Consider the following 26276-nt stretch of genomic DNA (forward strand, 5'->3'; position numbering starts at 1 on the left):
ATTTTTTGTCGTGTACAGAGAAATTTTTTATGAAGTAGTTTTTAACTAGCCTCTTTTTCTAGTTAAATATCTCTAGTCTTGAGTTAGCCCTCACCTTAAAAAGTATTGGTAGACAGGATTCTGTGTCTCTTCCTGATAGTCATATCCAAGCTTTTCAAGGAATTGGTTAAACGCTTCTCTTTCACTATCGGGCACTTGAATACCCACCAGTACCCGACCAAAGTCTGAGCCGTGGTTACGATAATGAAACAGACTTATATTCCAGTGACCCATGCTATTTAAGAAGTGCAGCAATGCGCCCGGACGTTCCGGAAAGCGAAAACGGTATAGCAATTCATCATCGATTTCCGGTGCGTGACCACCCACCATAAATCTTAGGTGGACTTTAGCGACCTCATTGTCCGTGAGGTCCAGTACTGGATTACCGAGATCTCTGAACTGTTGTAGCAATTGATCTTTTTCATCGATATCAGCTATTTTCGCTCCGACAAAGACTTGAGCTTGTTCTTTGTCAGCATAGCGATAATTAAATTCAGTGATCGAGCGATTACCGATGACTTCACAAAACTGCCTAAAGCTACCCGGCTGCTCAGCAATAGACACTGCAAACAACGCTTCGCGCTGCTCACCGATTTCAGCGCGCTCCGCCACATGACGCAGGCGGTCAAAATTCACATTAGCGCCGCTACTAATTGCGACAAACTTTTTACCTTCGCAGTCATTTTGTTGGATGTATTTCTTCATGCCCGCAACGCCTAAGGCACCTGCTGGCTCCAGCAAAGTTCGGGTATCTTCAAAGACATCTTTAATGGCAGCGCAGGTTTCGTCAGTACTCACGGTGATCATGTCATCTACCACGTCCTGAGCGATCCTGAATGTGTTCTCACCAGCTTGTTTCACTGCAGCACCATCTGCAAAAGTACCGATTTGATCCAAGGTAATGCGTTCACCCGTTTCTAAAGCGCGCGTCATACTCGGTGCTTCTTCGTGCTCAATTCCAATAATTCGGGTTTCAGGGCTGAGATATTTAATCCAACTACCAATGCCAGAGATCAAACCACCACCGCCGACGCAGATGAAAATTGCATCAAGAGGGTTAGGATGTTGCCGAGTGATTTCCATGCCAATAGTCCCTTGGCCGGCAATTACATCTATATCATCAAACGGATGGACGAATGTCAGGCCTTCTTTTTCACACCGCTCCATTGCATATTGGTAAGCCTCATCAAAAGTGTTGCCGTGTAGCACCGCATTACCACCAAAGGCGCGAACGGAATTCACTTTGATATCGGGCGTAATCACCGGCATAACGATCGTGGTGGGTATGCCTAAATGAGTGCCGGCATAAGCGACTCCTTGCGCATGGTTTCCCGCTGAAGCTGCAATCACACCTTTGGCCTTCGCTTCTGGCGATAAGTTATGCATGCAATTAAACCCACCGCGCAGTTTAAAAGAGAATACCGGCTGCAAGTCTTCCCGCTTTAAATAAATCGTATTATTGAAACGCTGTGATAGGGAGCGAGCCAGCTCCAGTGGCGTTTCACGCGCCACATCATAGACGCGGGCTTTGAGTATTTTTTCAATCAGATCGTTTTTCATTGGGTAGGCTAAGAATGCATTATATCGCTATGTAAAGAGTGCCATAGCGTACCATCATTCGGTATGATGTCAGTATTTCAATTTGGGAATACAACCGCCATGACACAAGACGAAATGAAGCGTGCTGCCGCCGAAGCTGCGCTGGCTTATGTAGAAGAAAAAACAGTAATCGGAGTAGGTACTGGTTCTACGGCAAACCACTTCATCGATTTGCTGGCTGAAAAAAGAATACCTTTGGAAGGCACGGTTGCCAGTTCTGTTGCAACGGCTGAGCGACTAAAAGGGCATGGCTATAAAATACTGGAACTCAATCAAACCGGACCATTATCGTTATATGTCGATGGAGCGGATGAGTCAGACCCACGTTTGAACCTGATAAAAGGTGGTGGCGGAGCGTTAACGCGCGAGAAAATTGTTGCGGCTGCCAGTGATAAATTTGTCTGTATTGCGGATGAAAGTAAGTTGGTGGATGTATTGGGTGACTTCCCCTTGCCAATTGAGGTGATTCCAATGGCGCAAAGCTACGTTGCCAGAGAGATGGTGAAGCTGGGTGGTAATCCTAGTTTACGTCTCGACTACATCACTGATAACGGCAATATTATTTTGGATGTGAGCGGCCTGCATATTGTGGATCCCGTTACATTAGAACGTGAGATTAACCAAATTACTGGTGTGGTCACGGTTGGCTTATTCGCCGCCAGACCAGCGGATGTGTTGATTTTGGGTGCTCCGGGTGGTGCACAGGTTGTTACAGCCTGATTGTTGTGATTCGAGCAAATAAACAAAATTATCGCGATGTACTCTCCGTATTTTAGAGGGTACAGCTCTTATTTCTAAGCAAGCTGGAAAAGGATTAACTATGGTTTCTGAAGTCTATCAATCATTATTAGCCACTGATATCTCAGATGCACAATCGGCCGGTCAGGCGATGGATATCGGGATAAGATCATTGCTAAGCCCGATACCCAGACTGATGGGGTATGCGTTTACAGTGCGTTGCACTAATCGCAGCAATACTTATTTGCATGATGCGATCTATAAAGCACCGAAAGGTGCTGTTATTGTGGTTGAGACAGATGCCAATGACTATGCAGTGGCAGGTGGCAATGTCTGTGCGGTCGCTCAGCAAAACGGAGTGGCGGGTTTTGTAATAGATGGCGTGATTCGTGATGTTGGTGAAGCGAAAGAGATTAATTTCGCAGTGTTCGCACGTGGTGTGTTCCCGAAGCCGGGCGGTAAAACCAACGATGGTGAGTCACAAGTAGAGATTAATTGTGGTGGTGTAAGCGTAAACACTGGTGACTTAATTGTTGCGGATGAAGAAGGAATAGTGGTGATTCCTAAAGCGGAGATTGAATCGACACTAAAATCTGCTCTTGAGAAGAAACAAAAGGCAGAAGCTCAATCGTTGGCTGATTGGCGAACGAGCCATGAAGCGAAGATCAAAAGTATTATTGGTGAGTAATCAGTGAACCTTATCTGTCCAATTATTCACTTTAGTAGGGCATTTGCTCTATTATAATAAATTGGGCTAATCAGGCACTTATACCCCAAGACAGTGCTTACCTAAAACCTCAAATGGATTTTTGATATGAAAAAAATATTACTCATTATTCCCCTGTGTTTGTCACTACAGGCTTGCTCGACGGTGCCTACAGAAGGTCTGGATTTAGTTAGTACGCCTGAGAAGACTGCATCGACAGTAATCGGTGCTGTATTAGGTGGTTATCTGGGCGCCAAGGCCGGTGATGGTATTGCCGACTCTGCAGGAGAGACACTTGGTTTAATCGGTGGTACTTATTTGGGGATGTTGGCACCTGCGTATATCTGGAAGAATTACGGCACATCATCAAATAATTCGACAGGTACTAATTCAGGTTGGTTGGGGTCGCAGTTTTATACACAAAGCACCACAACAGTTCGCCGCGGTACGCAGTAAAATCCCTCCCCATCATCTCTCAGTAATTAGATGAGGGATGGTGGGGCGTTCTATGCTGAATCCCGATGCCCTTATTGCTTAAGAGATAGCTTCTATCCATACGGCAACCTTTTGTTGTTTATCACACCTGCGTACTATGGGATTCCCTACGCAATGTTAGTCCTTGGCTATGCTTGAATATTTATTCTTCAATCAGCAGTACTGCGATGAATTCACCGAAACGCTCGCAAACCGAAACATTTCCTTTCAGATCGAGCATGAAGCAGTTCAAAAATCACTCAATGTAAAAGTGCCTGATTTTACAAACGATGAGCTTTGGAACGACATTGATAGCCTTTACGATGAACTATCAGAAAAAGACACGCTATTATTGCAAGAGAGCTTTGAAGATGACGCTAACGTCAGTACCGCTGGTATTTACATACAGTTAGCGAATAATCAGCAGACAATTGCCAAGGTAGACCCGGACGTGATGAATCGCATACTGAGCAGTATCTCGATGGAAGAGTTTAATCAGTTCATCGAGGTTATTGTGGACAGTGTTGAAAATCCGGATGACTCACCGATTTGTAAAACGAGCTAGCGGTATTTACCCCACATCATTTACTGTGCACTAACGGCCTTGTGTAATTTGTTGATCGCACGCTCAACGTAAGCTGCAAAAAAATCGGGAGTGGTATAGCCTAATATGCGCTCTGCCTGTTCCGCACCTTCGGCATCTAAGAAAACCAGAGTGGGCGTCATCGAGGCGTCATACATGGTTGTTAACTGGTCAGAAGAAACCTGCTGACCATTAAAGTTCACCAAGTCGTATGCGCCATCTACCTGAATTTTACGTATCAGGACTTTGTCATCATATTCGCCACTGCGCACCATTGGTTGCAGCAGTTCATGCTCAAGCCTGTCACAAAAGTCACAGTATTCAGCATGGAACATAATCACCAGACCTAATTTGTTCCGCTTCATTTCCTCAGAAAGCTTCTGCAGGTTGTTTTCCTCGATGACCACATGCTCGGTACGAGGTGTGTCTGTATCATCAACGGTAGAGGCGGATAAGTGACTGAAACTCACGAACACCGCAATCAGTGGTAATACTAACCATTTTAATTTCATGTGATTCTCCTCTTAGCTTTTGCCACCATGCCGATTTTGTCGTAAAGTGCTGAACTTTCAATCTTGTAAAGAAAGCCCTTTATGTCCAATACCTTACGCATCGCAACGCGCAAAAGTGCACTCGCAATCTGGCAAGCTGAGCATGTTGCCAATCGCTTACAACAAATCCATCCGGATTTGCAAGTGGAACTAGTAGGTATGATGACACGTGGCGATATAATTTTGGATACCCCTTTAGCCAAGGTAGGTGGTAAAGGTCTGTTTGTTAAAGAGCTGGAAACAGGCATGTTAGAAGGGACAGCAGATATTGCGGTTCATTCCATGAAAGATGTGCCGATGGCATTCCCGGAGGGTCTGCACCTTCCTGTGATTATGGAGCGTGAAGATCCAACGGATGCGTTCGTGTCTAATACGATTGAATCCATTGATGCGCTACCTTTGAATGCGCGCGTAGGAACGTGCAGCTTACGTCGTCAAACACAAATCCGTGAATATCGTCCTGATCTACAAATTCTTGATTTACGCGGTAATGTCAATACACGCCTGGCTAAGCTGGATAATGATGAATACGATGCCATTATTTTGGCCTCAGCAGGCCTGATGCGTCTTGGTTTTGAAGCGCGTATTCGTGAACGCATTGCCACTGAGAAAAGTTTGCCTGCTATTGGACAAGGTGCGGTGGGTATCGAGTGTCGGGTAGATGATGAGCGAATCAATGGATTGTTAGCACCGCTGATTCATGATGATACCGCCGTCCGTGTTCGTGCTGAGCGTGCTTTAAACAATCGCTTAAATGGCGGCTGTCAGGTTCCGGTCGCTGGTTTTGCCGAGTTGAATGGTGATCAAATTCACTTGCGCGGATTAATTGGTTATCCTGACGGTTCAACAATTTATCGCGCAGAAATGACTGGCTCAATCGATGATGCCGAGTCCATTGGTGTTGCGGTTGCCGAAGATCTGTTGGCACAAGGCGGGCGCAGTGTGCTGGAAAGTATCGGCATCAACGTTGATTAATGGTTAACGGCTTACCGCTGCAGGGGCGTTCGATTGTTGTTACACGCCCCGTACATCAGGCAGCACAAATAAGCCAGCAGTTACAGGATGTCGGTGCGGAGGTGATTAATTTCCCTTTGCTCGATATTGTAGAGCCTTCAGATACAGATGGCTGCAGGCGTAAACTTGCAGTTCTTGATCGATACGATTTTCTTATTTTCACCAGTCCCAATGCGGTTGAGTGTGCTTTATCTTATCTTACAGATGGCTTACCGGAAACAGTGAAAGTCGCTGCAGTCGGAAAGAAAACAGCGCAGTGCTTGTCACATCATGGCATTTCGGTATCTATTGTGCCTTCCGATACCTTCAATAGTGAATCACTACTGGCTTGTGCTGACTTGCAAGCGGTTAAGGGCTTGTCAATCGCGATTATTCGGGGTGAGGGTGGGCGCAGCTTATTAAGAGAGACCTTGTCAGAGCGTGGTGCCTGCGTTGATTATATCGATGTGTACCGGCGAATTTGTCCTGCTGATAATTTATTGCCCTTAGTTAAGTTACAGCAGCAGAGTGGACTCGATATAATTATTCTGACTAGTGTTGAAAGTTTGCACCACTTGTTTCGCTTAGGTAAAGGTCAGTTATGGTTAAATGACACCACATTACTTGTGGGAAGCGAACGTATCGCCTCCATGGTAAAACAAACCTCTCATGCAGGACGCGTGTTGGTCGCGCCAGACCCAAGCGATGGCAGTATCTTCAGTCGCATCCAGGACTGGGTTAACGATAAAAACAGATAGGTATAAGAATCGATGGCTATTCAAGGCTCAGGGATGGAAAAGCAAATTAGGACATTGCGGAAACGCTCATTGTTTACCTTGTTTTTAACCTGGCTGGCATTGTTTTTTACCGTGGTAGGTATTGCAGCGGGCTATAAAAACTTTCTTCGTGTTCAGGACAAGGCCAAGGAAGCAGGCCTAAATGCCAAGGTTGCCAGAGATATTTTGCCTGAGTTAGCGCGCAAAGATGTCATTCAGGAATGGCAAGCGCAGGTGCGTGATCAGCTGAAATCCAGCAGTGAGCAGAATGCACGGGAACTAAGCCAGTTAAAAGAAGTGAGTAATACCAGTGCTTATGTTGCTGACACTTTAAACGAGCAAGTTCGCCAGCTGACAATCCAGCAAGAAATTCTCAAAACGCCTCAGAAGCAGACTAATCAATGGAAAATCGAAGAGGCCCGTTATCTGTTAAAAACCGCGCAAAGAAAACTCCAATTAGATGAAGATCCGATTGCTGCGCAAAAGGCTTTAGTACTGGCGGATGAAATATTAATTGAACTCGGCTCTGAAGCTTATTTACCGGTACGTCAGGCATTGGCAACCGATATCGCATTAGTGAAACGCGCTAAGTCCTACAATCCGGCTCAGTTGGTCAAACAAATTGATAGCTTAGCGCTGAGTTTAAAGCGTGCGATGAGTAGAGGCTCTGCTGTGGTTGATCCTTCAACTGAATCAGATGCCGATGCCGGTGGGAGAAACTCCTTGTTTCAACGTGTTCAGGCGAGCATTAGCGAGGTGGTGGTCATTAAACAATATGATCAGGATCTGGCTAAACGTATCAGTGGTGATGCCCAGTCGGTACGCTACGAATTACTTCGACTCAAATTAGAAAATTTAAAGCACTTAGGGTTACGCAATCAGGTTGAAGCTTATCAACTACAGCTTCAGGAGATTCAGTCGCTTATTGAGACAGAACAAATATCACAGTCTGGAGATGACTTGAGTGCCGATGTTGATGCCTTAAAGAATTTACTACACCGTCCGGATTTCCCCGAACTACAGTCACCAGATGTGATGGATTTAGTGTTATCAAATGCACATCCGGCAGAGGCAAGTAAATGATTCTGTATCCTTTTCTGATTTTGCTGTTGATCGGTGTTCTTTACATCGTGGGATTAATGTTGCTGAGAAACTCACAAGATCTGGTGGTGTTATGGGGTCAGAGCTATACCTTAGAGTTAAGTAGCTTTACCCTGGTAGTAGGTTTGATTCTGTTATTTATTCTCGGATACGTGTTGATCGCCTCAATCGTTGCGTTGTTATTAGCGCCGAAGCGTATTAGTCAGAACCGGGAGAATAAATATCATGCTGAAGCGCAGCTGGATTTGAAAAATGGTCTGGTAAACTTGGTAGAGGGGCACTTCGCCGAATCAGAGAAATTACTGGTTAAGAACGTGGCGTACTCTGAAACACCTCTGCTGAATTATCTGGGGGCAGCTCACTGTGCACATATGTTAAAGAATACTCAACAGCGTGATGAGTATTTAAAAGTAGCCAGTGCTTACGGTGATGAAGCTGAAATTGCAGTGGCAGTCTCACAGGCTTCTATGCAGTTTGAGAGTGGTCAAATCGAGCAATCCAGAGCTACCTTAACGCACCTTAGAGAGCTGGCTCCGAGTCATCCGTATCCTAATCAATTGCTTGCGCAGGTTTATTACCAGCAGGAAGATTGGCGGCAATTAGTGAAACTTATTCCGGAATTGGTCAAACAGCCGGAGGGTAGAGGGGGTGACTACGAGCCATACTTCCAACGGGCGGTGACTGGCCTGTTTGAGAGTACGTCAGGTAAAAAAGACATTCCGGCCTTGTCCACGCTTTGGCAACAATTACCCGATAATGTCCGGAATGAAGAATACGCCATAGAGGCCTATACCACTGCGCTAAATAATGCGGGTGGTGGAGAATTGGCGACACCATTATTAGAGCAAAAAATATCCGAACAGCCTAGCAGGGCGCTGGTTAAAGTGTATGGGGAGATAAAACATCGTCGGCCTGCTGAGGCGTTTGAAACAGCGATGCAGTGGCAGACTTCCATGCCGGGGGACTCCGCAATGCTATTGTGCCTCGGACGCTTAGCGAGTCAGGCTTCAGATTATACGTCGAGTGCTGATTATTATGAGCGAGCGCTGTCTCTGGTGCCGGATAAAGCGGTTTATAATGAGTTTGCCGAATTGTTAACGTCTATGGGGGATCTTGATAATGCACAACGTTGCTATCGACAAGGCCTTCGATACTGTGTGCAAGGGAAGGCACAACCGTTTAAAAGATTAGTAGACTCCGGCGACTAAATGGCTCATTAAGCATTAGTTCACTATGATTGAACCATTATGGCGTACCGACCAACTTTTCACTGTTGGCTAATTATAAAAATAAAGGTATGTATCGTATGTTTGACTGGGGCTTAAGGTCTGTTGGTGTTCTATTACTAATTGCGTTTTCACATATAAGCTACGCAACCACTCCTAATATAAACTTTGGTCCTTTGGATGGTGGCCTTAATGATGGTACGGAACCTTTTGGTCAATTCCAGACCGATGCATCCGGAACGCCTCTGCCGTGCTCGTCAGACACTGATACCGATATGCTTGGAGCGGATTGTGGAGAACGCAACCGTATCGTCCGAACTCAAGATATAGTGACTCATCTCTGGTCGATCTCTGTTAACGGTGGTGATGCCTCGATTCCAGTAGGTGATCCGGTCCTGACAGATGTTGTTATCGAGCAAACCATTCATCCATCAGCTGGTGCCGTTGTAAGTTTTGAGTCCATGCCTGCGGCTTGCCGTGAAGATGCAGGTGGTGGAACTAATCCTCCCTCAAGTATCGTAGAAAATGCCGACGGCAGTAGTACCTTAACGTGTAACTTAGGTGCGTTTGCCGAAGGGCAGGGGCGTATTTTTACAGTTGGTGTAAAACCATCCGGTTACTCAAAGAACGGTTCCAGTTATACCAGTACACAGCGTGTGTATTCTTTAGATTCTGACGGCAACGAAAATGCCACAAAAAATGAATACTCGGATGACCGTCCGATAATGATTTCAGCGGCGCCGGCTTATGACTTGATTCACTCCATCAGTACGACTCAGGCCATTCGTAATAATAACGTCACAACGATGGATGTTGGGCAAGGACCTGAGAAAGGTTTTGTCGCATATATGCATTATCGTATGGCAGCAGGTAGGCAAACGGGGATTGAACAGATTACTCAGCCAATTACTTTTAATGATGTTTTTACCGCGACCAAAGACTCATCCGCCGGTCCTGAGTTTGATCTGGAATTTCATATCACTCAGTGTATCCCAAACCCATCAGGATGGGGAACTGAGACTTGGGGACGTATGAACATTCGTACCGATCGCCCGGAGTCTGAGCATGTACTCGACTCAGGAGATTGTACCTATGAACGAGAAGATCCACTAGATCCCACTTCAACAAGCTATAAGATTACGATCGACAATGTGGATTTGTCAGGGACGCACTACCCAACGAAAGCGGTCGGAGCGATAGATCTAACTGCTGGACCTTATTATGTCATGAACCATCGTGTTCAGGTATTTATTCCGTTTCGCTCTATCGACATGACGGATGGTATTGCAGGGAATAACACTGGCGCTGTCTATCTATCAAGCTTATTAAAGGATTTTGATCCAGTCAGCCCGTCAGGCGTTGCTAACTTCGCTGGTGATAAAGAACCGGGTTACAACGGTGATCTTATTGACGGAAAACGAAGTAACAATCAACTGGGTGCCACTGAATTTCGTTTGATACCGGACGGATCGTTTAGCAAGCGCAACCTCAAAACGACTGACAATCGCGTCCTGAGTTATACATATTCAGGAACATCTTCCTATCACTCCGGTGATGGTGAGCTCGAAACCGGACAGGCAGTTGCTGGTTGGATACTGGTTTACAACAAAGGAACGGTAGGGCTAAACAATCCGATTGCGTGCGATATTTTTGATAATACAGTCGGTCAACTGACTGATCGTGGTGATGTAGGCGCGTCCGCTGGTACCTATGCGTTTATGGGTACCTATGCTGTTAATGGTCATGATTACCGTGATTATACGATTCAGTATGCCAATATTGATTTAAGTGGTGATGATCCATTGAACGGCGATGGGGTGCCCGGTAGTGATTATGATGTAGTTACCGGACGTTACAATGGTAATTGGGATAAGCAAGCCGCAGCTCGCTGTAATGATGATAGTCCGTCAAATGGTCAATGGTATACAGATCCGAATGATGTTCCGGGTGGAATAGATAATGTCAATGCCGCGCGAGCAGTACTCAGTGATGCAGCCAAGGCCGCTGGTAAGACTTTTGAGCCGGGGCAGCAAATCAGGTTTATTACTCCAATCAAAGCTCGTGACCGTTTCAAAGGTGGCCCATATGATGGTGAGATCATTCCAGTGGGGACGGTACTGGCTAACTTTGGTGGCTTTAAGTCGGATGAGTGGTCTAGCAATTGGACAGGAAGAAGTTACTATCCATCACCGGAAACAGCTCAGGTGGACGGTGACAGAGTTACCATCACACGCTTGAGTATGACGCTGGATTCACACAGTATTACACCTTACGCTGCACCAGCCAACACAACAACCACGTTGGCAGGTAATCAGATAGTTTGGCAAGTGGATACCGCTGTGCAATCGACGCTGGCTGAGCCAACCTATGCCGAAAACCTCCAGATCATTAATGTATTGCCACCAAACGTGAGTTATAACCATAGTTGTACGATTGATTATGACGGGGGAACGCCCGCCGGTCAGGTTCAGTACAATATGGATGTTGATGGTAATCCCGCACCGGGATATACCCGACTAGTTTGGGAGCTTGGTGACCTTCGGGCGAACACCGCAATTCCACCTCGTATTATTTGTACCGATACCAATCCACTGGCCGAAGATGGAAGTTCCGTCATTAATTATGCTGAGATACGGGCGGACAACGTCTTGTCATCCCTGGCGGCAAGATCCGACACCCACACTATTAGTCTGGAGCAGATCGGTGAAATACAGGTCTCAAAAAAGGTTGATGTACCGCTAGATGATCGGAATGATGATCAGGTCTATACCTTGTCATGGTCTAACTTCTCAGCAGCTATTGAGATAGCAAAACCTGTTGTTATTGATATTTTACCGTTTAATGGTGATAGCGTACTTGATCGGAGTCCTGCCTCTAGTTTCAGTGGTACTTTGGAGTTGGTCGGTGCACCTACAGTCGAATGGTTGGATGGCAGTGTCCCTGGCGGATCTGAGGACGCAATGGGTACCTGGTATTATACTGTTGATGATCCAACCACCATTATTGTTGATCCGGATAACAATGTATCAAACTGGTGTTTGGAAGCTGATTTCGGGACCGCAACCTGTCCGGCAGATTTCGCCTCGGTAACCGCACTGAAGTTTATCTCAAATTATAACCTGGATAAGGACGGTAATCCTCGCCAAGGGGTAAATGCAACGATGACCTTGAGAGCGGGTGATTCTGCTGATCCTGCTTCTGGAAATGCCAATAAATCAGGTGATATTTATACCAACCGTTTCTCACTGGACTCGCAGACTTTGCCTCCGGCGCAATTTTTTGAATCCGGAAATGCCACAGTACAAATTGCCTCCTACTCGATCGGTGATTTCGTATTTGCCGATATCGATGGGGATGGTAAGTATGATGCCGAAGTAGATTACCCTGCGCCTGACGGTGTTCGTGTGAATCTCAGGAAGCCTGATGGCACTCTCGTTAAAACCACGACGATTGGTCTTGAAAAGCCAGCGCGCTACTTCTTTAATGTACTGGACTCTGGCGACTATTACATCGAAATCCCGGCGAGTGAATTTCAGGACGATGCCTTACTTGAACACTGGACCGCATCAGTTGTACTTTCCCCTGAGAGTGATGACAATAATGAGACGGGGGATCAGCACGCATACTCAACAGGTTCACCATTAACAGACGGTATACGCACTGGTCTACTAACCTTGTCTGCGACTCCTCCGGTACCTGGGGGTATTCCACTGGGTAATGAACCACTTGGTGATAATGTTGCCTTCTTGTCAGACCCTACGGGTGATGATTTTTCTAACTTTACCTTAGATATCGGTTTGATTCCTGATACTTATGAAGTAACCGGTACTGTCTGGAACGATGCTAATAACAACGGTCTTCGTGAGAACAGTGAGTCCGGAATTGCTGGCGTTACCGTTGTGCTGCATGGTTCACCGTGGGGTGAAGAGCGTTGTTTGAGTGTTGATACGGATGCCAATGGATTTTATAAGTTCGACAAAGTGATGTCTGGTGATTATAAGATCTATGAGTCTGATGCATCAGATGCGCCATACGGTTATGCGAGCTGCCCACCAGCAGTGAGCGATCCAGCGACCTATATTTCTACAACAAATAACACACGCAGCATCACAGTTCATGAGGCGGATGTTCATCGGCAAGATTTTGGTGATTACAATGGAATAATTATTCGCGGAGTCGTGTTTGATGATAATGGCATGTTGGGTGGCAACTCGGCTAATGAAATACAAGATGGCGGTGAGTCAGGTATTTCGGGTGTTAAAGTTGAAGCGACCGATGCCAGCGGCAATGTTTATGATTCTGCTATTACTAAAACAGACGGTAGTTATGCGCTGTATGTGCCGGGAACGGCAACAACCGTCAATGTGCGCGAATATAATGCGAGTGGCTATGAAACAACAGGTGCAGATGTTGGAAACAGTGGTGGTACTTACACGGCATCAACAGATGTGATTAGCTTTACTGCAACGCCCGCTACGGAATACACAGGTCTGGACTTTGGTGATATTCGTAAGCCAACCTTTGAGCCGAACCACACAGGGGAGATTATCCCGGGTAATGTGGTATTTTATGCTCATAAGTTTACCTCGCCTGCGTCAGGTACGGTTTCATTCTCCGCGCTTGGGAGTCTACATCAAAGTCCGGGTTGGGCTAAGTTGCTGTACCGCGATAGCAATTGTGATGGCATCTTAAACGGTGCTGAGGGGCAGTCATCGTTGAATACTTCACCGATTGCGATTTCAGCAGGAGAGTCAGTGTGTATTATCGATAAAGTCTATGCTCCTTCTAACGTTGCGGCGCGTGATCAATACCGTGTCGCCATCACCGCTGACTTTGCATTTGGTGGAAGTGGTGCGGGTGATATTCAATTGATGGTGACAGATGTGACGACAGCCGGACAGGTTGTGACACCGACCTTGCCAGCAACACCTGCTGTGGTTGCAGAACCCGCAGTGCCTAGCCAGCCGGCTCAGCCTGCCACGCCCAATGTACCTGCAACAGAAACCACGCCCGAGATTCCGGGCACTCCGGCAACTCCAGCGACTGACCCCGTCCCCGCACAGGATGCTGTTGCAGCGACTCCGGTGACACCAGAGCTTGGTCCATCACGTTTAGAACTAAGAAAAAGCGTAAAAAATATCAGTAAGAATACAGCGGAAACCCAGACCATTAATCAAGCTGATCCGGGTGATGTATTGGAATACCGTGTTTACTATAGCAATACAGGAACCGGTCCAATTACAGACTTGCGAGTCAATGATGTTGCACCAGCATATACAGAGTTTGTCCCTGGCTCGGGTGCATGTCATCTGACACCGGCTGGCATGACCTGTAGTCCGGTAATGGGCATTAGTGATATCCATTGGCGCTTTACCGGCACATTGACCGGTGGAAGCAGTGGTAATGTGAGTTACCGTGTGAAAGTTGATGATTAAGTCACAGCATGTTTGATAGTGGTAAACTCTGAACTTCTGTTCGAATTAAGAGCTATCGATGAAAGTAATGACAGAAGCACAGACCGGCGGAAAGGTTCGCTGGCTGTGTCTGACTTTTTTGGCATTTATACTTGCATTAGGGTTAAGTTGGATCGTTTGGATCCCACTTAACTTTGGTTATGAATACCTCTATTCGTTGATTGGGATCGATCAGCATATAGCGCGTTTCGCGCCTGCGAATCCGCTGAAGCATGATTTTGCCTTGACCGCACAAAGTCAACGCTACGACTTATTCGAAGGGATTGTGCATGCCATTCATCGGCACGGTGATGGTTTAGCATCACTGGCCTATATCGACGCTCAGGGGCAGTCGGTTGGCTTATTAACGCATGATGAAGTGGTGCATTTGCAAGATGTCGCGATTCTGATCGAACGCATGAAAATCTTACTGTATGGTTCTTTTGTTCTGTTTGTCACTTTGATTGTCTGGCTCTATAAAAGCCGCATTGTGATGCCATCGTTTAAAGCCTTGCTTAGCTATACTTTCGTTGCACTGATAGTGATCACAGGCATTATCTTGCTTATTGGTGCGCATGATGTGTTTTATCAGCTGCATGTTTGGGCCTTCCCAGATGATCATAAGTGGTTTTTTTATTATGAAGAATCACTGATGAGCACCATGATGAAAGCACCTGATCTATTTGCTTACATCGCAGTCTTATTGGTCATTGTGGCAGCGATCATTTTCGTCATTATTATGTGGTTTATCAGGCAGATTTTTAGCGCCCGTACTATGACTCATGACTGATCTCCTGAGGTGGCGACACCGCATAGTCAGGGATCTTGCGTGGGTCATTGCGAGTCCGCCTCTGGTATCAGGTTATTTCTCAGGTGTCACCTGGTGGGATAATGCCCATTTGAGTGCGGAGTACATGGATTGCCTGACGGTTTTGACTGAGCTGGATGAAAATCCTTTACCTTTAGAACAACATCTCAGTGCTTTAAAAAGCAAAGCGCTGGGTCATCGGTTTGAGGCATTAGTTGCCTTCTGGCTAGCGATTAGTCCGAACTATGATTTGATTGACCGAAACCTGCAAATTCAGGGCGATGGAAGAACGTTAGGTGAGTTGGATTTTATTATTCGTGATCGCAAAACGGATGCCATCATTCACCTTGAGGTGACTGTGAAATTCTATATGGGGTTATTCGATCTTCAGAACGCATTGAATTGGTATGGGAGTAATCTCAGGGACACCTTTGGCAAGAAGCTTAATCATCTCAAACAGCGACAAACTCAGCTTAGTTGTTTGCATCCGGATAAAATTAAGTACCCGATTGATCAACGTTGTTGCATGGTGAAAGGGCGATTGTTTTATCCTGAGTACCCAAGCCCAAGCCCAAGCCCAAGCCCAAGCCCAAGCCCAAGCCCAAGCCCAAGCCCAAGCCCAAGTTCACGCAATGAGTTGGACTCAAGTGCTTCAACGACTTATCAATATCCCGAAGGAGTATCAGCGCATCATCTACATGCAATCTGGGGTAGTGATGTCTCCGCTTATGCGAGTAAATATTCTATTAAGCAGGTGTTCCCAATCCAAAAACCGGAATGGTTTTCAGAGTTCGCTGATCCGCAGGAGTGCTCAAGCTTATCTTCAAAACCAGATAGAGATAGTTTAAGTAATGCAAACTATAGCAAAACAGATCTACATGACTTCTTGAGCAATGCTGCCAACACAATGCATCGGCCTCAGTGTTATGTACTGATGAATGAGCGACAAGAGTTTATGCGTTACTTCCAGTTTCCTGAAGACTACTTTGCTTCAGTAAAGGCTGTTGACAGTTAGCCAACGTCTAATCAACCGCTATGCCGCTTGGTACTTCAGCGGGTGCTTTTAATCGTCCATAAAGGGCTTTCTGATCTGTCAGTGCGCCTAAGAACTCGATCAATAAATCAATTTCAGAATCTGATAACGGAGGAAGGTTAATATCATTCTGCCGCTTCAGTCGTGCCATTTCCCGTTTGTCCTGCTGGATAATAAAATCCGTTTTAACCAGATAAGGATCTTTTGGCATTACCAGTTGATCCGCCTGATATTGCGCTAAACTTTCAACAGGGTTCAGATGATGGCGAATGATGCCTTCCAGTGTGGCATACGCACCGTTATGGCCATAAGGTGCTGTCGCCGTGACATTGCGAAGACTTGGTGTACGAAAGCGATACGCGTCTTCTAAGCGATCCGTCTCGTTGATACGGCCTTGGTCGCGGGCGATGAATTCAAAACGCCGTGTCCGGCCCGGTCCAAACCCCGGTAACATCAAAGCATGGAACCCGTGATCGGTTTGCAGCGCGCCACTGTGACAACTTGAACAGTTAGCTTTGCCGTAAAATAACTCCATTCCCTGTTTTTGTTTATCGCTGAGTGCTGATGGATCACCTCTAAGATAGTGGTCAAACGGGCTTTCATCAGAGCGCCATTCGTGTGCCATAAAATCCGCTAATGCATTGCCGACATGAACAATGGTGATATCCGGTGAGGCTTTAATCTCTGGATAGGCGGCTTTAAACAATGGCTCGTAAGCTGCTATGGCCTGAAGCCGCTTGAGTAGTATCGCCCACACATAATCAGGTCTGCGCCGTGTGGCTCCGGCAATCTGATTTTCATTACGTTCCCCCGCCATTTCAACCGGAGATGTCACGGGAAAAAGCGCTTGGGCGGCTAACAAATTGTTTAAGCCTTTTGGCAAAAACTCTTCAGCAGGGGTGTTAAAACCACTGGGAAAAATGGGATCGATAGAGACGCGCCCATCATGAAACAGATGTGTAAACTCTTTTGCACCCAAATTGAATAAAGCTGAGGCATTACGTGGTACACGACGTTTTACCTTTGAAGGGCCTATGCCGACGGTACGTTCAGTACCAAGTCCAATCCCACCTTCGCCAATACCCAATGACAGTCCATCTGCACTGGCCAAGTCGTGATGGTGGCAGGTTGAACAAGCGATATTTTGGTTGCCACTCAAAATCTTATCGTAAAACAGAAGTTGCCCTAATCTGGCCGCTTCTAAAGAAACCTCGTGATAGTCATCGTCTTTCAGGGGCTGTGGCAGTTGAATGGTTTGTTGATCATCGTCAGCATTATTCTGAGTTTCTAGGTTTGCTGCCAAACGCAAGTTCTCATCGGCAGAAACTGAGCCTATAGTCCCCAGAGAATAACCAAGACAAATCAAAAGTGATAAAATTAATCCTCGTTTCATCAGTCATCACCGTTCGTGTTCGTAACAAAAGGATAATCGTTGGTGTAAGGCTCAATACCACATGCCGGGTAACCGGCTATGTCACGAATAGTGTATAAAAATTCGAGTAAAGGAAAGTTCATGTCAGTATTAAAACGTAGTATCGCCATAAGTCTGTTAAGTGCTGTGTTATGTCAGGGTAGCGCATTTGCCGATGTTGAAAAAGGTCGCCAACTGATGGAGCAAAGCCGTTTTCAGGAAGCGATGACTGAGTTTCTCCCTGCAGCTCAGGCTGGCAATGCCGATGCTGAAGAGCTGATTGGTGTGATGTACGCGATGGGGCTTGGTGTGGAGCGCGATGACCGACGTGCCTTTGAGTGGTATCTGCGTGCCTCGATGAAGGCGCATCCGGGTGCTCAGTCTGGTGTGGGTTGGTATTACGAAGTCGGGCGGGGCGTTGCTAAGGATTTGGTGCGTGCGTATATGTGGTATGTCCTGTCGGCGATAGGTGGTGATCCTGATGCAGCGATCAGTCAGGAAGAAGTCATCAAGAAAATGACCAAAGAGCAGGTGAGGGAGGCTCAAATTCTGATCGCGGATTACAAAACTCATTTATACCCTTATGACTAATTATCCAACCCAAATATTGTCATTTTTGGACACCATACCGTTTATCTGAATCGCAGCTGTACCAAATATATAAACCATAGCAAAAGATATAAATATAACTTTTGAGGTTAATAAATCGTTAAGTCCGATTCCGTAGAATAGTCATCAGCTTCTAGGGGCTAATCGGCAACAAAACAAAATAAGAAGAAAAACAATAATAAGAAATGCTGATGTTTTATGTAATAAACCGATAACACCGGGCAAGATAGCTCGGGTCATCGGATTGTAATTAAGACCTAACACTGCGGGAGGCGATATAAAAATAATAAATGCCTCCTGCAGTTTCTTGGTTTCTTAGTTCACATCTGCAGCATACGCTGCATCAACCGCTTTCTCAGCCTTCTCAGCTTCTGATGACAACAGTGAGAACCACTTTTCACCATCTTTTACGTTCTTCTGGAACCAAGTGTACACCGGTGCAGCTGCTGCTTTAAATGCCGCTTTATCTGCAGGTGTTGGCACATAAAGATTTCCGCCAGCCTTTTTGAAGTCAGCATAAGCCTGAATGGATTTACGCTTAGGTGACGCAAAAGTCGCCTGCTGTAGCGCGTCAAAACCGTCAACGATAACTTTACGGGTTTCCTCATCCATCTTCATGAAGCTCTCATTGCTCATGTACCACAATGCGCCCATGTAAGCGTGACCGTCTAATGTGACGTTCTTCAAACCAGCTTCCGGGAATTTCATCCCCATGATGTCAGTGATACCGTTCTTAGAACCTTCAACAACACCGGTCTGGAATGAGGTGAACAGCTCAGGCCATGGGATTGGAGTAGGGCTTGCGCCTAGTGCTTTAACCAATTCCTGAGGCAGGTCAGCCACAACGGTACGAATTTTCAGACCTTTCATGTCTTCCGGAGTCTTAACCACACGCTTCGTGTTGGCAAAGTTTCTCCAGCCACCAGTATTACCAATGGTCATCAGACGAATTTTATCATCAGAATCTTTCAGGATTGCTTTACGCATTTCACGTGTGAAGTCACCGCTTAGTACTTCTTCAGCAATACGATCATCACGCAGTATATACGGCAAGTCTAATACCTGAACGTAAGGGTACATGTTGGCAGCACCACCAGACGTAGAGATATAGATATCAACTGAACCATCTTCAACAGCCTGCAGACATTCCGTACCGTTTGCACAAAGTTGCGTACCGATAAATAACTCAACTTCAACTTTGCCATTAGAGCGAGACTCAACGAAATCTTTGAAAACCACTAAGCCATCGTAGTCTTCATCATTTTCGTTTGAGTTAGCAACCGCACGCAGTTTAAAGTCAGCTGCCTGAACGGAAGCCACACCCGCTCCAAACAACATAGACGCCCCGAGCACACTGGACAATAATAATTTTGTCGATTTCTTCATAATGATTAGCTCCTCTTAAGCTTTTTATAAAAACACAATCAGGCCAGCCCTAACAGTCTAGGAATGGTCATTGATATTGCAGGAATGAAGGTGATTAAAAAGATCACCAAAATTTCAACAAACAGGAAGGGTAGGATCGCACGCGCAATCGTTTGTACTTTCTCGCCCGAAACACTGGAGGCGACAAACAACACCAGTCCCATGGGCGGTGTCGCCAAACCCACCGTAAGGTTAACACTCATGATCGTTGCAAAGTGAACCGGATCTACGCCTAATTTAATAAAAATCGGTGCCAGAATTGGGCCAAGAATAATAATGGCAGGGCCTGCATCTAGAAACATTCCAACAATAAATAACAGAATGTTGATTAGGAACAACAGAATGAGTGCGTTCTCACTAAGTGATAATGTCCACTCTGCCATCATTTCAGCTGCGTGAGACAAGCTTACAACTGTCTTAAAGGCGATTGCCGCACCGACCAATAATAAGACGACTGACGATGAGATAGCACTTCGTGTAAAGATGTCTGGTAGGTCACGGAAACGCACACTTCTGAGTACGAATAAGCTGATGACCATGGCATAGCCAACCGCAATCGCTGATGCCTCTGTGGGTGTAAATACCCCACTCAAAATACCGCCGAGAATGATTACAGGCGTCAGTAACGGGAAGAATGCCTTCCAGGTTGCTGTTACTTTCTCCCGAGGCGTTGACTTGCGACCAGCGACCGGGAAGTCGTACCGCTTGGCCATCAGCGTTGTCATCCCCATCAGACCTAAGCCGACCAGAATACCCGGAACTACACCCGCAGCAAATAAAGCCGCTACCGAGATTTCCATGGTGTAGGCATAGATAATCATAATGCCTGACGGTGGAATAATCGGGCCAATGACCGAGGAGGCGGCAGTGATCGCAGCGGCAAATTTACGGGAGTAGCCATTCTTTTCCATAGCTGGAATCAGCATAGAACCCAGCGCAGAGGTATCAGCCACAGCAGAGCCCGATAAGCCCGCAAACAACATACTAGATAGAATGTTGACGTGAGCAAGTCCACCCCGTACATGCCCGATCAGTGCCTGTGAGAAGGCAACCAGACGCATGGTGATGCCGCCTTGGTTCATCAGCTCACCGGCCAACATAAAGAAGGGGATTGCCATCAACGGGAAGGAGTCGATACCGTTGTAGATGTTGCGAAACAGCAAAGGAATGTCGCGATCCATGCCTTCGACATAGAGCATGATGCCGGGGCCGGTCAGCATTGCAAAAAATACCGGCATACCGAGTAGCAGCAGTACTAAAAAGATAACGAGAAAGAATATTAACATGTGATTACTCCGCTACAGTCAATGATGGGCGCGGAGGCTCAGGATAATCATCAGGATCGCCGAAGGTGCGGCCAATCTCGCGGAGTAGCATTTCTATATTGACTAGCAGCATTGATCCAAAGCAAACGGGCATTGCCAGATAAATCCAGGCACGTGATAAGTGGAATGAAGCGGCGCGTGTTCTAAAGCCACGTTGGAAAAATTCGATAGCAAGATAGAATAATTGGCACAGCACTACCAGAGCTAGTGCCAGTAAGAAGAGTTTTAACAGGCGCTGTAGCAAACCGGGTAGCATTTCACCGACCATATCGATTGCGACGAATGATCCCCAACGATAGCCAGAAGCAGCCACCAAGCCCATCATCCAGATCATTAATGCACGGGCCACTTCTTCAGGCCACGGTAGTGCGCTATCCAACACATAGCGGTAGAACACCTGCAGCAGAATAGTGCCGACCATTAATGCGACGAGTACCCATGCAATCGAGCGGCCGAATGCCAGCATGTAAGTGTTAAATGTTTCCAGTAGATGCAAAAACTTGCGCATAGCGGTCATTGTATTGAAACCTGTTCTTGCATTGATCTTCCTCCATTGTCACTGCATGGCCACTAGCGACTAGCTAGTTGTCGATAGCGGCATACAGAGTTTGTGCCTGAACGGATCTGTTGATGTAAACCAACAAATCACAGCATCAAGCATGTTCTACGCGACGTTTTGCAATTGCACAACACCAAACTGGCTGCGTTCAAAGACGAGTCCACTGCCATCATGCCTGCTGAAGTCACGAATATTCGACAATAAAATATCGTGATCACCAGCTTCAATCACCTGATGCAAGTCACAGTCAAACCAGGCGACACACTCAGGAATCAACAGACGACCGCTAGGCGCACGCAATGTTTCTACAGCAGCGAAACGTTCTTCCTGCGCTCCACGTGTAAAGTGCATAGCTAATTCGCTTTGCTTAGCCGACAACACGCTGACGGTATAACCATCACTGTTATGAAAGGCTTCGATACAACCGGAATTTTTCTGAATATTCCAAAGTGCCATCGCCGGATCAAGCGAAACCGCATTGAAAGAGGAGCAGGTCATACCGTAGTCCTGTCCCTTATAGTGTGTAGTGATAATGGTAACGCCGGTTGCAAAGCAACCTAAGGCATCACGAAGCTCCCGACTCATGCAACCTCCTCACCCATTGCTGCGGTCAATAACTCAAACCAGGTTTGGCGATCAATCTCGACGTCCATGGCTTTTGACAATGTTTTAATGCGCTCCAGATTATTAGTACCAACAATCGGTAAAATATTGGAAGGATGAGCCAGCAACCAAGCCACTGCTACGTGATCAATTCCACAGTTCTGCTGATCAGCAATTCGCTCCATCACAGGTCGTAAACGCTGAGCATCGGCGTCATCACCGAAAATACGGCCACCTGCCAAAGGAGACCATGCCATTGCATTGAGGTTTAAGGTTTCCAAATGCGCCAGTGAGCCGTCAGTAAACGCATCGCGCTCTAACAAACTCATCTCGATTTGATTGGTCACCAAGGTGTTTTCCATGCGACTTTGCAGTAACTCCCAATCCCAAGATTTGAAGTTTGATACACCGGCAGCCAAAATTTTTCCTTCATCGATCAAGGCATCCAGTGTTGCACCAGTCGCTGTCGCATCCATAAATGGGTCAGGGCGATGAATCAACAATAAATCGAGCACCTCTGTATTCAGATTGCGCAGGCTATTTTCCACCGACATGCGGATATATTCAGGGCTGGTGTCATAATATTTAACACGTCGCTCCGGATATTTACTGGTAGGAATCGCAATGTCACATTTACTGATCAGCTGCATTTGATCACGCAGACTACTGTCTTGTGCTAAGGCTTCGCCAAATAGCTTTTCACAGGCATATTCACCATAGATATCGGCATGGTCAAAGGTGGTAATCCCTTGCTCCAGACAGGCGTCAATTTTCGCACGTACATGAGAAAGGCTGGTGTTTTCATCATCAGCCAGTCGCCATGCGCCATAAATGAGTCGGCTAAAGGCGGGAAGTGAATTGCTGAGTTGAATCATGTCCATTATTTTCGTTCTCCAATGCCCAGAGGTGTTGCCGGTGTGGATGCTGGTACACGACCATAGGCCTCCGGCAGTGAGCAAGTTTCTAAGTGTGGTAAAACCTTTTCGCCAAAGATTTCACATTCGTCTTTGTGTGGGTAACCCGAGAAAATAAAGGCTCGCATTCCCATTTTTTTGTAGCGTTCAATTTTTGATAACACTTGATCTACGCTGCCCACTAATGCGGCACCGCAGCCAGAACGGGCGCGTCCGACGCCAGTCCATAAATTTGGTTCGGTATAGCCTTCTTCGCTCGCCGCTTTTCGCTGTTCGGCCTGCAAGGCGACACCCAAGCTTTTGGCATCCAGTGCGCGCTCACGAATCGCAGTCCCTTGATCATCATCCAGTTGTGACACTAAATGCTCTGCATATTCTCGCGCTTCAGCCTCGGTGTCACGCACTATCATGTGTACGCGCAAACCATAATCTAGTGTGCGACCATGTGCAGCAGCGCGTTCGGCAACGGCTTTCATGCGCTCTTCAAGCTTATCTTCGGTCTCAGGCCACATGAGATACACATCACAGAATTGTCCGCAAAGCTCCAAAGCATCCGGAGAGTAGCCACCAAAATAGAGCAGTGGGCCACCGTTTTGTTGATAGGGACGTACCGGATCGGTATTGAGCCCTTTCAGCTGATAGATCTCGCCCTCATAGTTAATTTCATCCTGAGTCCATGCCTGACGCAAAATCTCAACCACTTCACGTGAGCGTTGGTAGCGGTAAGGACTTGGTGAGTCTTCACCCGGGAAGTTGGAGGAGATCACATTGAGTGTCAAACGACCTTTCATAATATGATCAAGCGTTGCAGCAGTGCGTGCCAGCATAACCGGATGCAATTCACCGCAACGAATCGCGGCTAACAAGTTCATCTGGCTGGTCAGTGGAGCGACCGCTGAAGCGAATGTTAGGGTGTCTTGTCCAACCTGATAGGAGGAGGGGCACAGCATGTTTCTAAAACCTAAACGATCAGCGGTGAGGGCGATATCACGGGTGTTTTCCCAACTGGAGCGTAAATCGCCGTCGGGAACACCTAACAGACGGAAGTCATCACTACATAATGGCGCAAACCAAGAGACTTCGGCTGCTGTTAAGTCTTCACTATAAACAGGTACTACACTCATTGACATTTCCTCCGGAGTTGAACCGTTTGTTATGTTTTGGATATTAAATCAATTGTGAATGAATTGACAAGATAATTATATGAATAGTATAGGAATTGTTATGAGACTAAGGCATCATAGGCTTTCGTTAGTGGCCATGAAGACGAAACATGAGTGCGAATAAAACATCAAACCGACTCCCTTTATACCTGCAAATCAGTGAGTTATTGCATCGAGAAATCGGTGCCGGGCACTGGGTGCCGGGAGAACGTCTGCCGACTGAAGCACAGCTGGCGAAAGATCTTGATGTGGCGGTTGGCACTTTGCGCAAAGCGTTGGACTCGCTGGAAAAGGATGGACTATTAGAACGCCGACAAGGCTCTGGTACTTATGTGAAAATGCCACCGGAAGGAGGCGCGATTTATCAGTTCTTTCGTTTGGAATTACTCAATGGCGGTGGAATGCCGAATGCCAAAACGCTGTCAGTGACGCGTATGGCAGATCCCTTTGTTGCAAAGCAATTAGGACGGAGTGATCCTGAGCGATTGTTATGGCGTGTCAGACGCCTGAGAAATTTAAACCAACAACCGATTGCAGCCGAAGAGATCTGGTTTGACGGACGACATGCTGAAGCGTTGTCGGCGGAGGATATGCATGAGTCTTTATATATGCATTACCGTGAGTCGTTTAACTTTTGGGTGACTCATGTGACTGATGAAATTAGTTGTCAGCAAGCACCAGCATGGGCCAGCGAATTATTAGGCTTGCCCGAACCATCGGTATTAGGTTGGATCAGCAGGCAAGCTTGGGCGAATAATGGCAAGGTTGAGGAGTTTTCTCAGACTTGGTTTGATCCGGTGGTGAGCCGTTATATGGCGCGCTGGTCATGAGTAGAAAGCTCAGTGATCAATGGATGATCAGGTATTCACTTCACTTTCTCTCCGCAGTGTTAGCGGGTACGGAGTGAATACCTAATTATCCAAGTGACAATGGATTGTGACTGGGTCGATTGAAGATAGCTTTAAACACACACTTAGGAAGAAATCATAATGAGTAAGACATTACGTTACGGCATTCTTGGCTGCGGCATGATGGGCAAGGAACACATTCGCAATATTGCTTTAATCGACGGTGCGAGTGTGACCGCTGTGGCAGACCCTGATGGGGCGATGCAGACTGAGAATCAGGCAATGCTGCCGGAGGCGCGGTTTTGTCATGATTTAGATGAGTTACTATCGGTAGACGACTTTGATGCTTTGTTGATTGCCAGTCCCAATTATCAACATGCAGAGCAGTTGTTGACGGTTTTTGAACGAACGCAATTACCGATTCTGGTAGAGAAACCTATTTGCACCACGATTGAAGATGTGGCTCGTGTTCGGGAAGCTGCTGCAGCGCATCCGGCCCCCATCTGGGTAGCGATGGAGTACCGTTATATGCCAGCGATTACGCAGTTTGTGAAACAGGTGCGTGATGGTGATATCGGGCCATTACAGATGGCAACGATATGTGAGCATCGCTTCCCGTTTCTGGAAAAAGTGGGTGACTGGAATCGCTTTAACCGCAACTCCGGCGGCACCTTGGTGGAAAAATGCTGCCATTTCTTTGATCTGATGCGTTTGCTGACGCAAGACGAAGCCGTGCGTGTGATGGCCTCGGGGGCGGCTGATCATAATCATCAGGACGAGACTTATGAGGGTGAAACACCGGATATTATTGATAACGCTTTTGTCATCGTAGACTTTGCCTCTGGCAAACGTGCCATGCTGGAACTGAATATGTTTGCGGAAGGTTCGCGTTTCCAGGAGCGCATTACCGCGATTGGGCCAAAAGCTAAATTGGAATGCTTGCTACCTGGGCCAGGACGTTTTTGGCCTGAAGAAACCTTAGGACCAGCGCCTGTCTCTCAGGTGATTGTTAGTCCTCGTGAGCCGAAAGGGCCGATTGAGTCTGAGATTCCGGTAGATCCCACAATATTGGAAGCTGGGGATCATAACGGATCGACTTACTATCAGCATGTTGGATTTTATAAGGCAGTGACTGAAGGTGCTGAGGTTGAAGTGACGGTTGAAGATGGGCTTAAAGCAGTGGTCATTGGTATGGCGGCGCAGGAGTCTATTCGTTCGGGTAGGGCGGTTGAGATTGTTGATGGTGGTTTTGGCTTTAATGCGGTTTGATTTGTTTCGAAAGCACCTAAAAGTCTTTACACTGCTTAACTTCAAAGTGTGTCGGTCTTGATCGGCATAC

General features: G+C 46.7%; 23 protein-coding genes. 14 read left to right on the forward strand and 9 right to left on the reverse strand.

Going from position 1 to position 26276, the window contains the following annotated elements:
- Window positions 1-90 precede the first annotated feature (90 nt).
- On the reverse strand, window positions 91-1599 hold the full coding sequence (gene ilvA / locus DKW60_RS16845; protein WP_109838834.1) for a threonine ammonia-lyase, biosynthetic: 1509 nt from the start codon (window positions 1597-1599) through the stop codon (window positions 91-93).
- A gap of 99 nt (window positions 1600-1698) precedes the next feature.
- Here ilvA and rpiA point away from each other — a divergent pair, with 99 nt between their 5' ends.
- From rpiA to DKW60_RS16865, 4 genes are all read left to right on the forward strand, one after another.
- Window positions 1699-2358, forward strand: a complete 660-nt coding sequence (rpiA, locus tag DKW60_RS16850; protein ID WP_109838894.1) for a ribose-5-phosphate isomerase RpiA — start codon at window positions 1699-1701, stop codon at window positions 2356-2358.
- Between the two features lie 100 nt (window positions 2359-2458).
- Entirely contained in the window at window positions 2459-3064 is a 606-nt protein-coding gene (locus DKW60_RS16855) for an RraA family protein (protein ID WP_109838835.1), read from the forward strand.
- A gap of 126 nt (window positions 3065-3190) precedes the next feature.
- The gene (locus tag DKW60_RS16860) at window positions 3191-3538 is read left to right on the forward strand and encodes a hypothetical protein (RefSeq protein WP_109838836.1); all 348 of its coding nucleotides are present in this window, start codon (window positions 3191-3193) and stop codon (window positions 3536-3538) included.
- A 169-nt stretch (window positions 3539-3707) separates the two neighbouring features.
- Window positions 3708-4121: a hypothetical protein gene (locus DKW60_RS16865; protein ID WP_109838837.1), complete on the forward strand. Its 414-nt coding sequence runs from the start codon at window positions 3708-3710 to the stop codon at window positions 4119-4121.
- A gap of 20 nt (window positions 4122-4141) precedes the next feature.
- Here the strand turns inward: DKW60_RS16865 and DKW60_RS16870 are convergent, their stop codons facing one another.
- Complete coding sequence (locus tag DKW60_RS16870) at window positions 4142-4651, reverse strand: thioredoxin family protein (RefSeq protein ID WP_109838838.1); 510 nt, start codon at window positions 4649-4651, stop codon at window positions 4142-4144.
- 81 nt (window positions 4652-4732) lie between these two features.
- Here DKW60_RS16870 and hemC point away from each other — a divergent pair, with 81 nt between their 5' ends.
- The 7 genes from hemC (at window position 4733) to DKW60_RS16905 (ending at window position 16062) form a co-directional block, all read left to right on the forward strand.
- The gene (gene hemC, locus DKW60_RS16875) at window positions 4733-5665 is read left to right on the forward strand and encodes a hydroxymethylbilane synthase (RefSeq protein WP_109838839.1); all 933 of its coding nucleotides are present in this window, start codon (window positions 4733-4735) and stop codon (window positions 5663-5665) included.
- The gene (locus DKW60_RS16880) at window positions 5665-6441 is read left to right on the forward strand and encodes a uroporphyrinogen-III synthase (protein WP_109838840.1); all 777 of its coding nucleotides are present in this window, start codon (window positions 5665-5667) and stop codon (window positions 6439-6441) included. Before hemC ends, DKW60_RS16880 begins: the two co-directional genes overlap by 1 nt.
- A 33-nt stretch (window positions 6442-6474) precedes the next feature.
- Window positions 6475-7542 (forward strand): uroporphyrinogen-III C-methyltransferase, encoded by a 1068-nt coding sequence (locus tag DKW60_RS16885; RefSeq protein WP_181389759.1) that lies wholly within the window; start codon window positions 6475-6477, stop codon window positions 7540-7542.
- A complete protein-coding gene (locus tag DKW60_RS16890; RefSeq protein WP_109838842.1) occupies window positions 7539-8768 on the forward strand; it encodes a heme biosynthesis HemY N-terminal domain-containing protein in 1230 nt (409 codons plus the stop codon). The genes DKW60_RS16885 and DKW60_RS16890 overlap by 4 nt, the downstream gene beginning before the upstream one ends.
- Before the next feature lie 98 nt (window positions 8769-8866).
- The gene (locus DKW60_RS16895; protein ID WP_181389760.1) at window positions 8867-14221 is read left to right on the forward strand and encodes an SdrD B-like domain-containing protein; all 5355 of its coding nucleotides are present in this window, start codon (window positions 8867-8869) and stop codon (window positions 14219-14221) included.
- A gap of 58 nt (window positions 14222-14279) precedes the next feature.
- Window positions 14280-15029, forward strand: coding sequence for a lipoprotein intramolecular transacylase Lit (locus DKW60_RS16900; RefSeq protein WP_109838844.1), 750 nt, complete (start codon window positions 14280-14282; stop codon window positions 15027-15029).
- On the forward strand, window positions 15022-16062 hold the full coding sequence (locus tag DKW60_RS16905) for a DUF1853 family protein (RefSeq protein ID WP_109838845.1): 1041 nt from the start codon (window positions 15022-15024) through the stop codon (window positions 16060-16062). The genes DKW60_RS16900 and DKW60_RS16905 overlap by 8 nt, the downstream gene beginning before the upstream one ends.
- 7 nt (window positions 16063-16069) lie before the next feature.
- Here DKW60_RS16905 and DKW60_RS16910 read toward each other — a convergent pair whose 3' ends face one another.
- Complete coding sequence (locus DKW60_RS16910) at window positions 16070-17473, reverse strand: cytochrome-c peroxidase (RefSeq protein WP_109838846.1); 1404 nt, start codon at window positions 17471-17473, stop codon at window positions 16070-16072.
- A 120-nt stretch (window positions 17474-17593) separates the two neighbouring features.
- On the opposite strand from DKW60_RS16910, the gene DKW60_RS16915 reads away from it, so the two are divergent.
- Window positions 17594-18082 carry a tetratricopeptide repeat protein gene (locus DKW60_RS16915; RefSeq protein WP_109838847.1) on the forward strand — a complete coding sequence of 163 codons (489 nt, stop codon included), beginning with the start codon at window positions 17594-17596 and terminating at the stop codon, window positions 18080-18082.
- 333 nt (window positions 18083-18415) lie between these two features.
- Here the strand turns inward: DKW60_RS16915 and DKW60_RS16920 are convergent, their stop codons facing one another.
- From DKW60_RS16920 to DKW60_RS16945, 6 genes are all read right to left on the reverse strand, one after another.
- The gene (locus tag DKW60_RS16920; RefSeq protein WP_109838848.1) at window positions 18416-19486 is read right to left on the reverse strand and encodes a TRAP transporter substrate-binding protein; all 1071 of its coding nucleotides are present in this window, start codon (window positions 19484-19486) and stop codon (window positions 18416-18418) included.
- 38 nt (window positions 19487-19524) lie between these two features.
- A complete protein-coding gene (locus tag DKW60_RS16925) occupies window positions 19525-20811 on the reverse strand; it encodes a TRAP transporter large permease (protein ID WP_109838849.1) in 1287 nt (428 codons plus the stop codon).
- 4 nt (window positions 20812-20815) lie between these two features.
- Window positions 20816-21367: a TRAP transporter small permease gene (locus DKW60_RS16930; protein WP_109838850.1), complete on the reverse strand. Its 552-nt coding sequence runs from the start codon at window positions 21365-21367 to the stop codon at window positions 20816-20818.
- 147 nt (window positions 21368-21514) lie between these two features.
- The gene (locus DKW60_RS16935; RefSeq protein WP_109838851.1) at window positions 21515-21994 is read right to left on the reverse strand and encodes a flavin reductase family protein; all 480 of its coding nucleotides are present in this window, start codon (window positions 21992-21994) and stop codon (window positions 21515-21517) included.
- On the reverse strand, window positions 21991-22893 hold the full coding sequence (locus DKW60_RS16940) for an aldo/keto reductase (protein ID WP_109838852.1): 903 nt from the start codon (window positions 22891-22893) through the stop codon (window positions 21991-21993). The genes DKW60_RS16935 and DKW60_RS16940 overlap by 4 nt, the downstream gene beginning before the upstream one ends.
- On the reverse strand, window positions 22893-24050 hold the full coding sequence (locus DKW60_RS16945; protein ID WP_109838853.1) for an LLM class flavin-dependent oxidoreductase: 1158 nt from the start codon (window positions 24048-24050) through the stop codon (window positions 22893-22895). Before DKW60_RS16945 ends, DKW60_RS16940 begins: the two co-directional genes overlap by 1 nt.
- Window positions 24051-24199: 149 nt before the next feature.
- Here DKW60_RS16945 and DKW60_RS16950 point away from each other — a divergent pair, with 149 nt between their 5' ends.
- Together DKW60_RS16950 and DKW60_RS16955 are read left to right on the forward strand one after the other, a co-directional pair.
- A complete protein-coding gene (locus tag DKW60_RS16950) occupies window positions 24200-24919 on the forward strand; it encodes a GntR family transcriptional regulator (protein ID WP_109838854.1) in 720 nt (239 codons plus the stop codon).
- Window positions 24920-25078: 159 nt separating this feature from the next.
- Window positions 25079-26206 carry a Gfo/Idh/MocA family protein gene (locus tag DKW60_RS16955; RefSeq protein WP_109838855.1) on the forward strand — a complete coding sequence of 376 codons (1128 nt, stop codon included), beginning with the start codon at window positions 25079-25081 and terminating at the stop codon, window positions 26204-26206.
- Window positions 26207-26276: the final 70 nt, after the last annotated feature.

The organism is Leucothrix pacifica (assembly GCF_003172875.1).
In the GTDB taxonomy this organism is placed as follows: domain Bacteria; phylum Pseudomonadota; class Gammaproteobacteria; order Thiotrichales; family Thiotrichaceae; genus Leucothrix; species Leucothrix pacifica.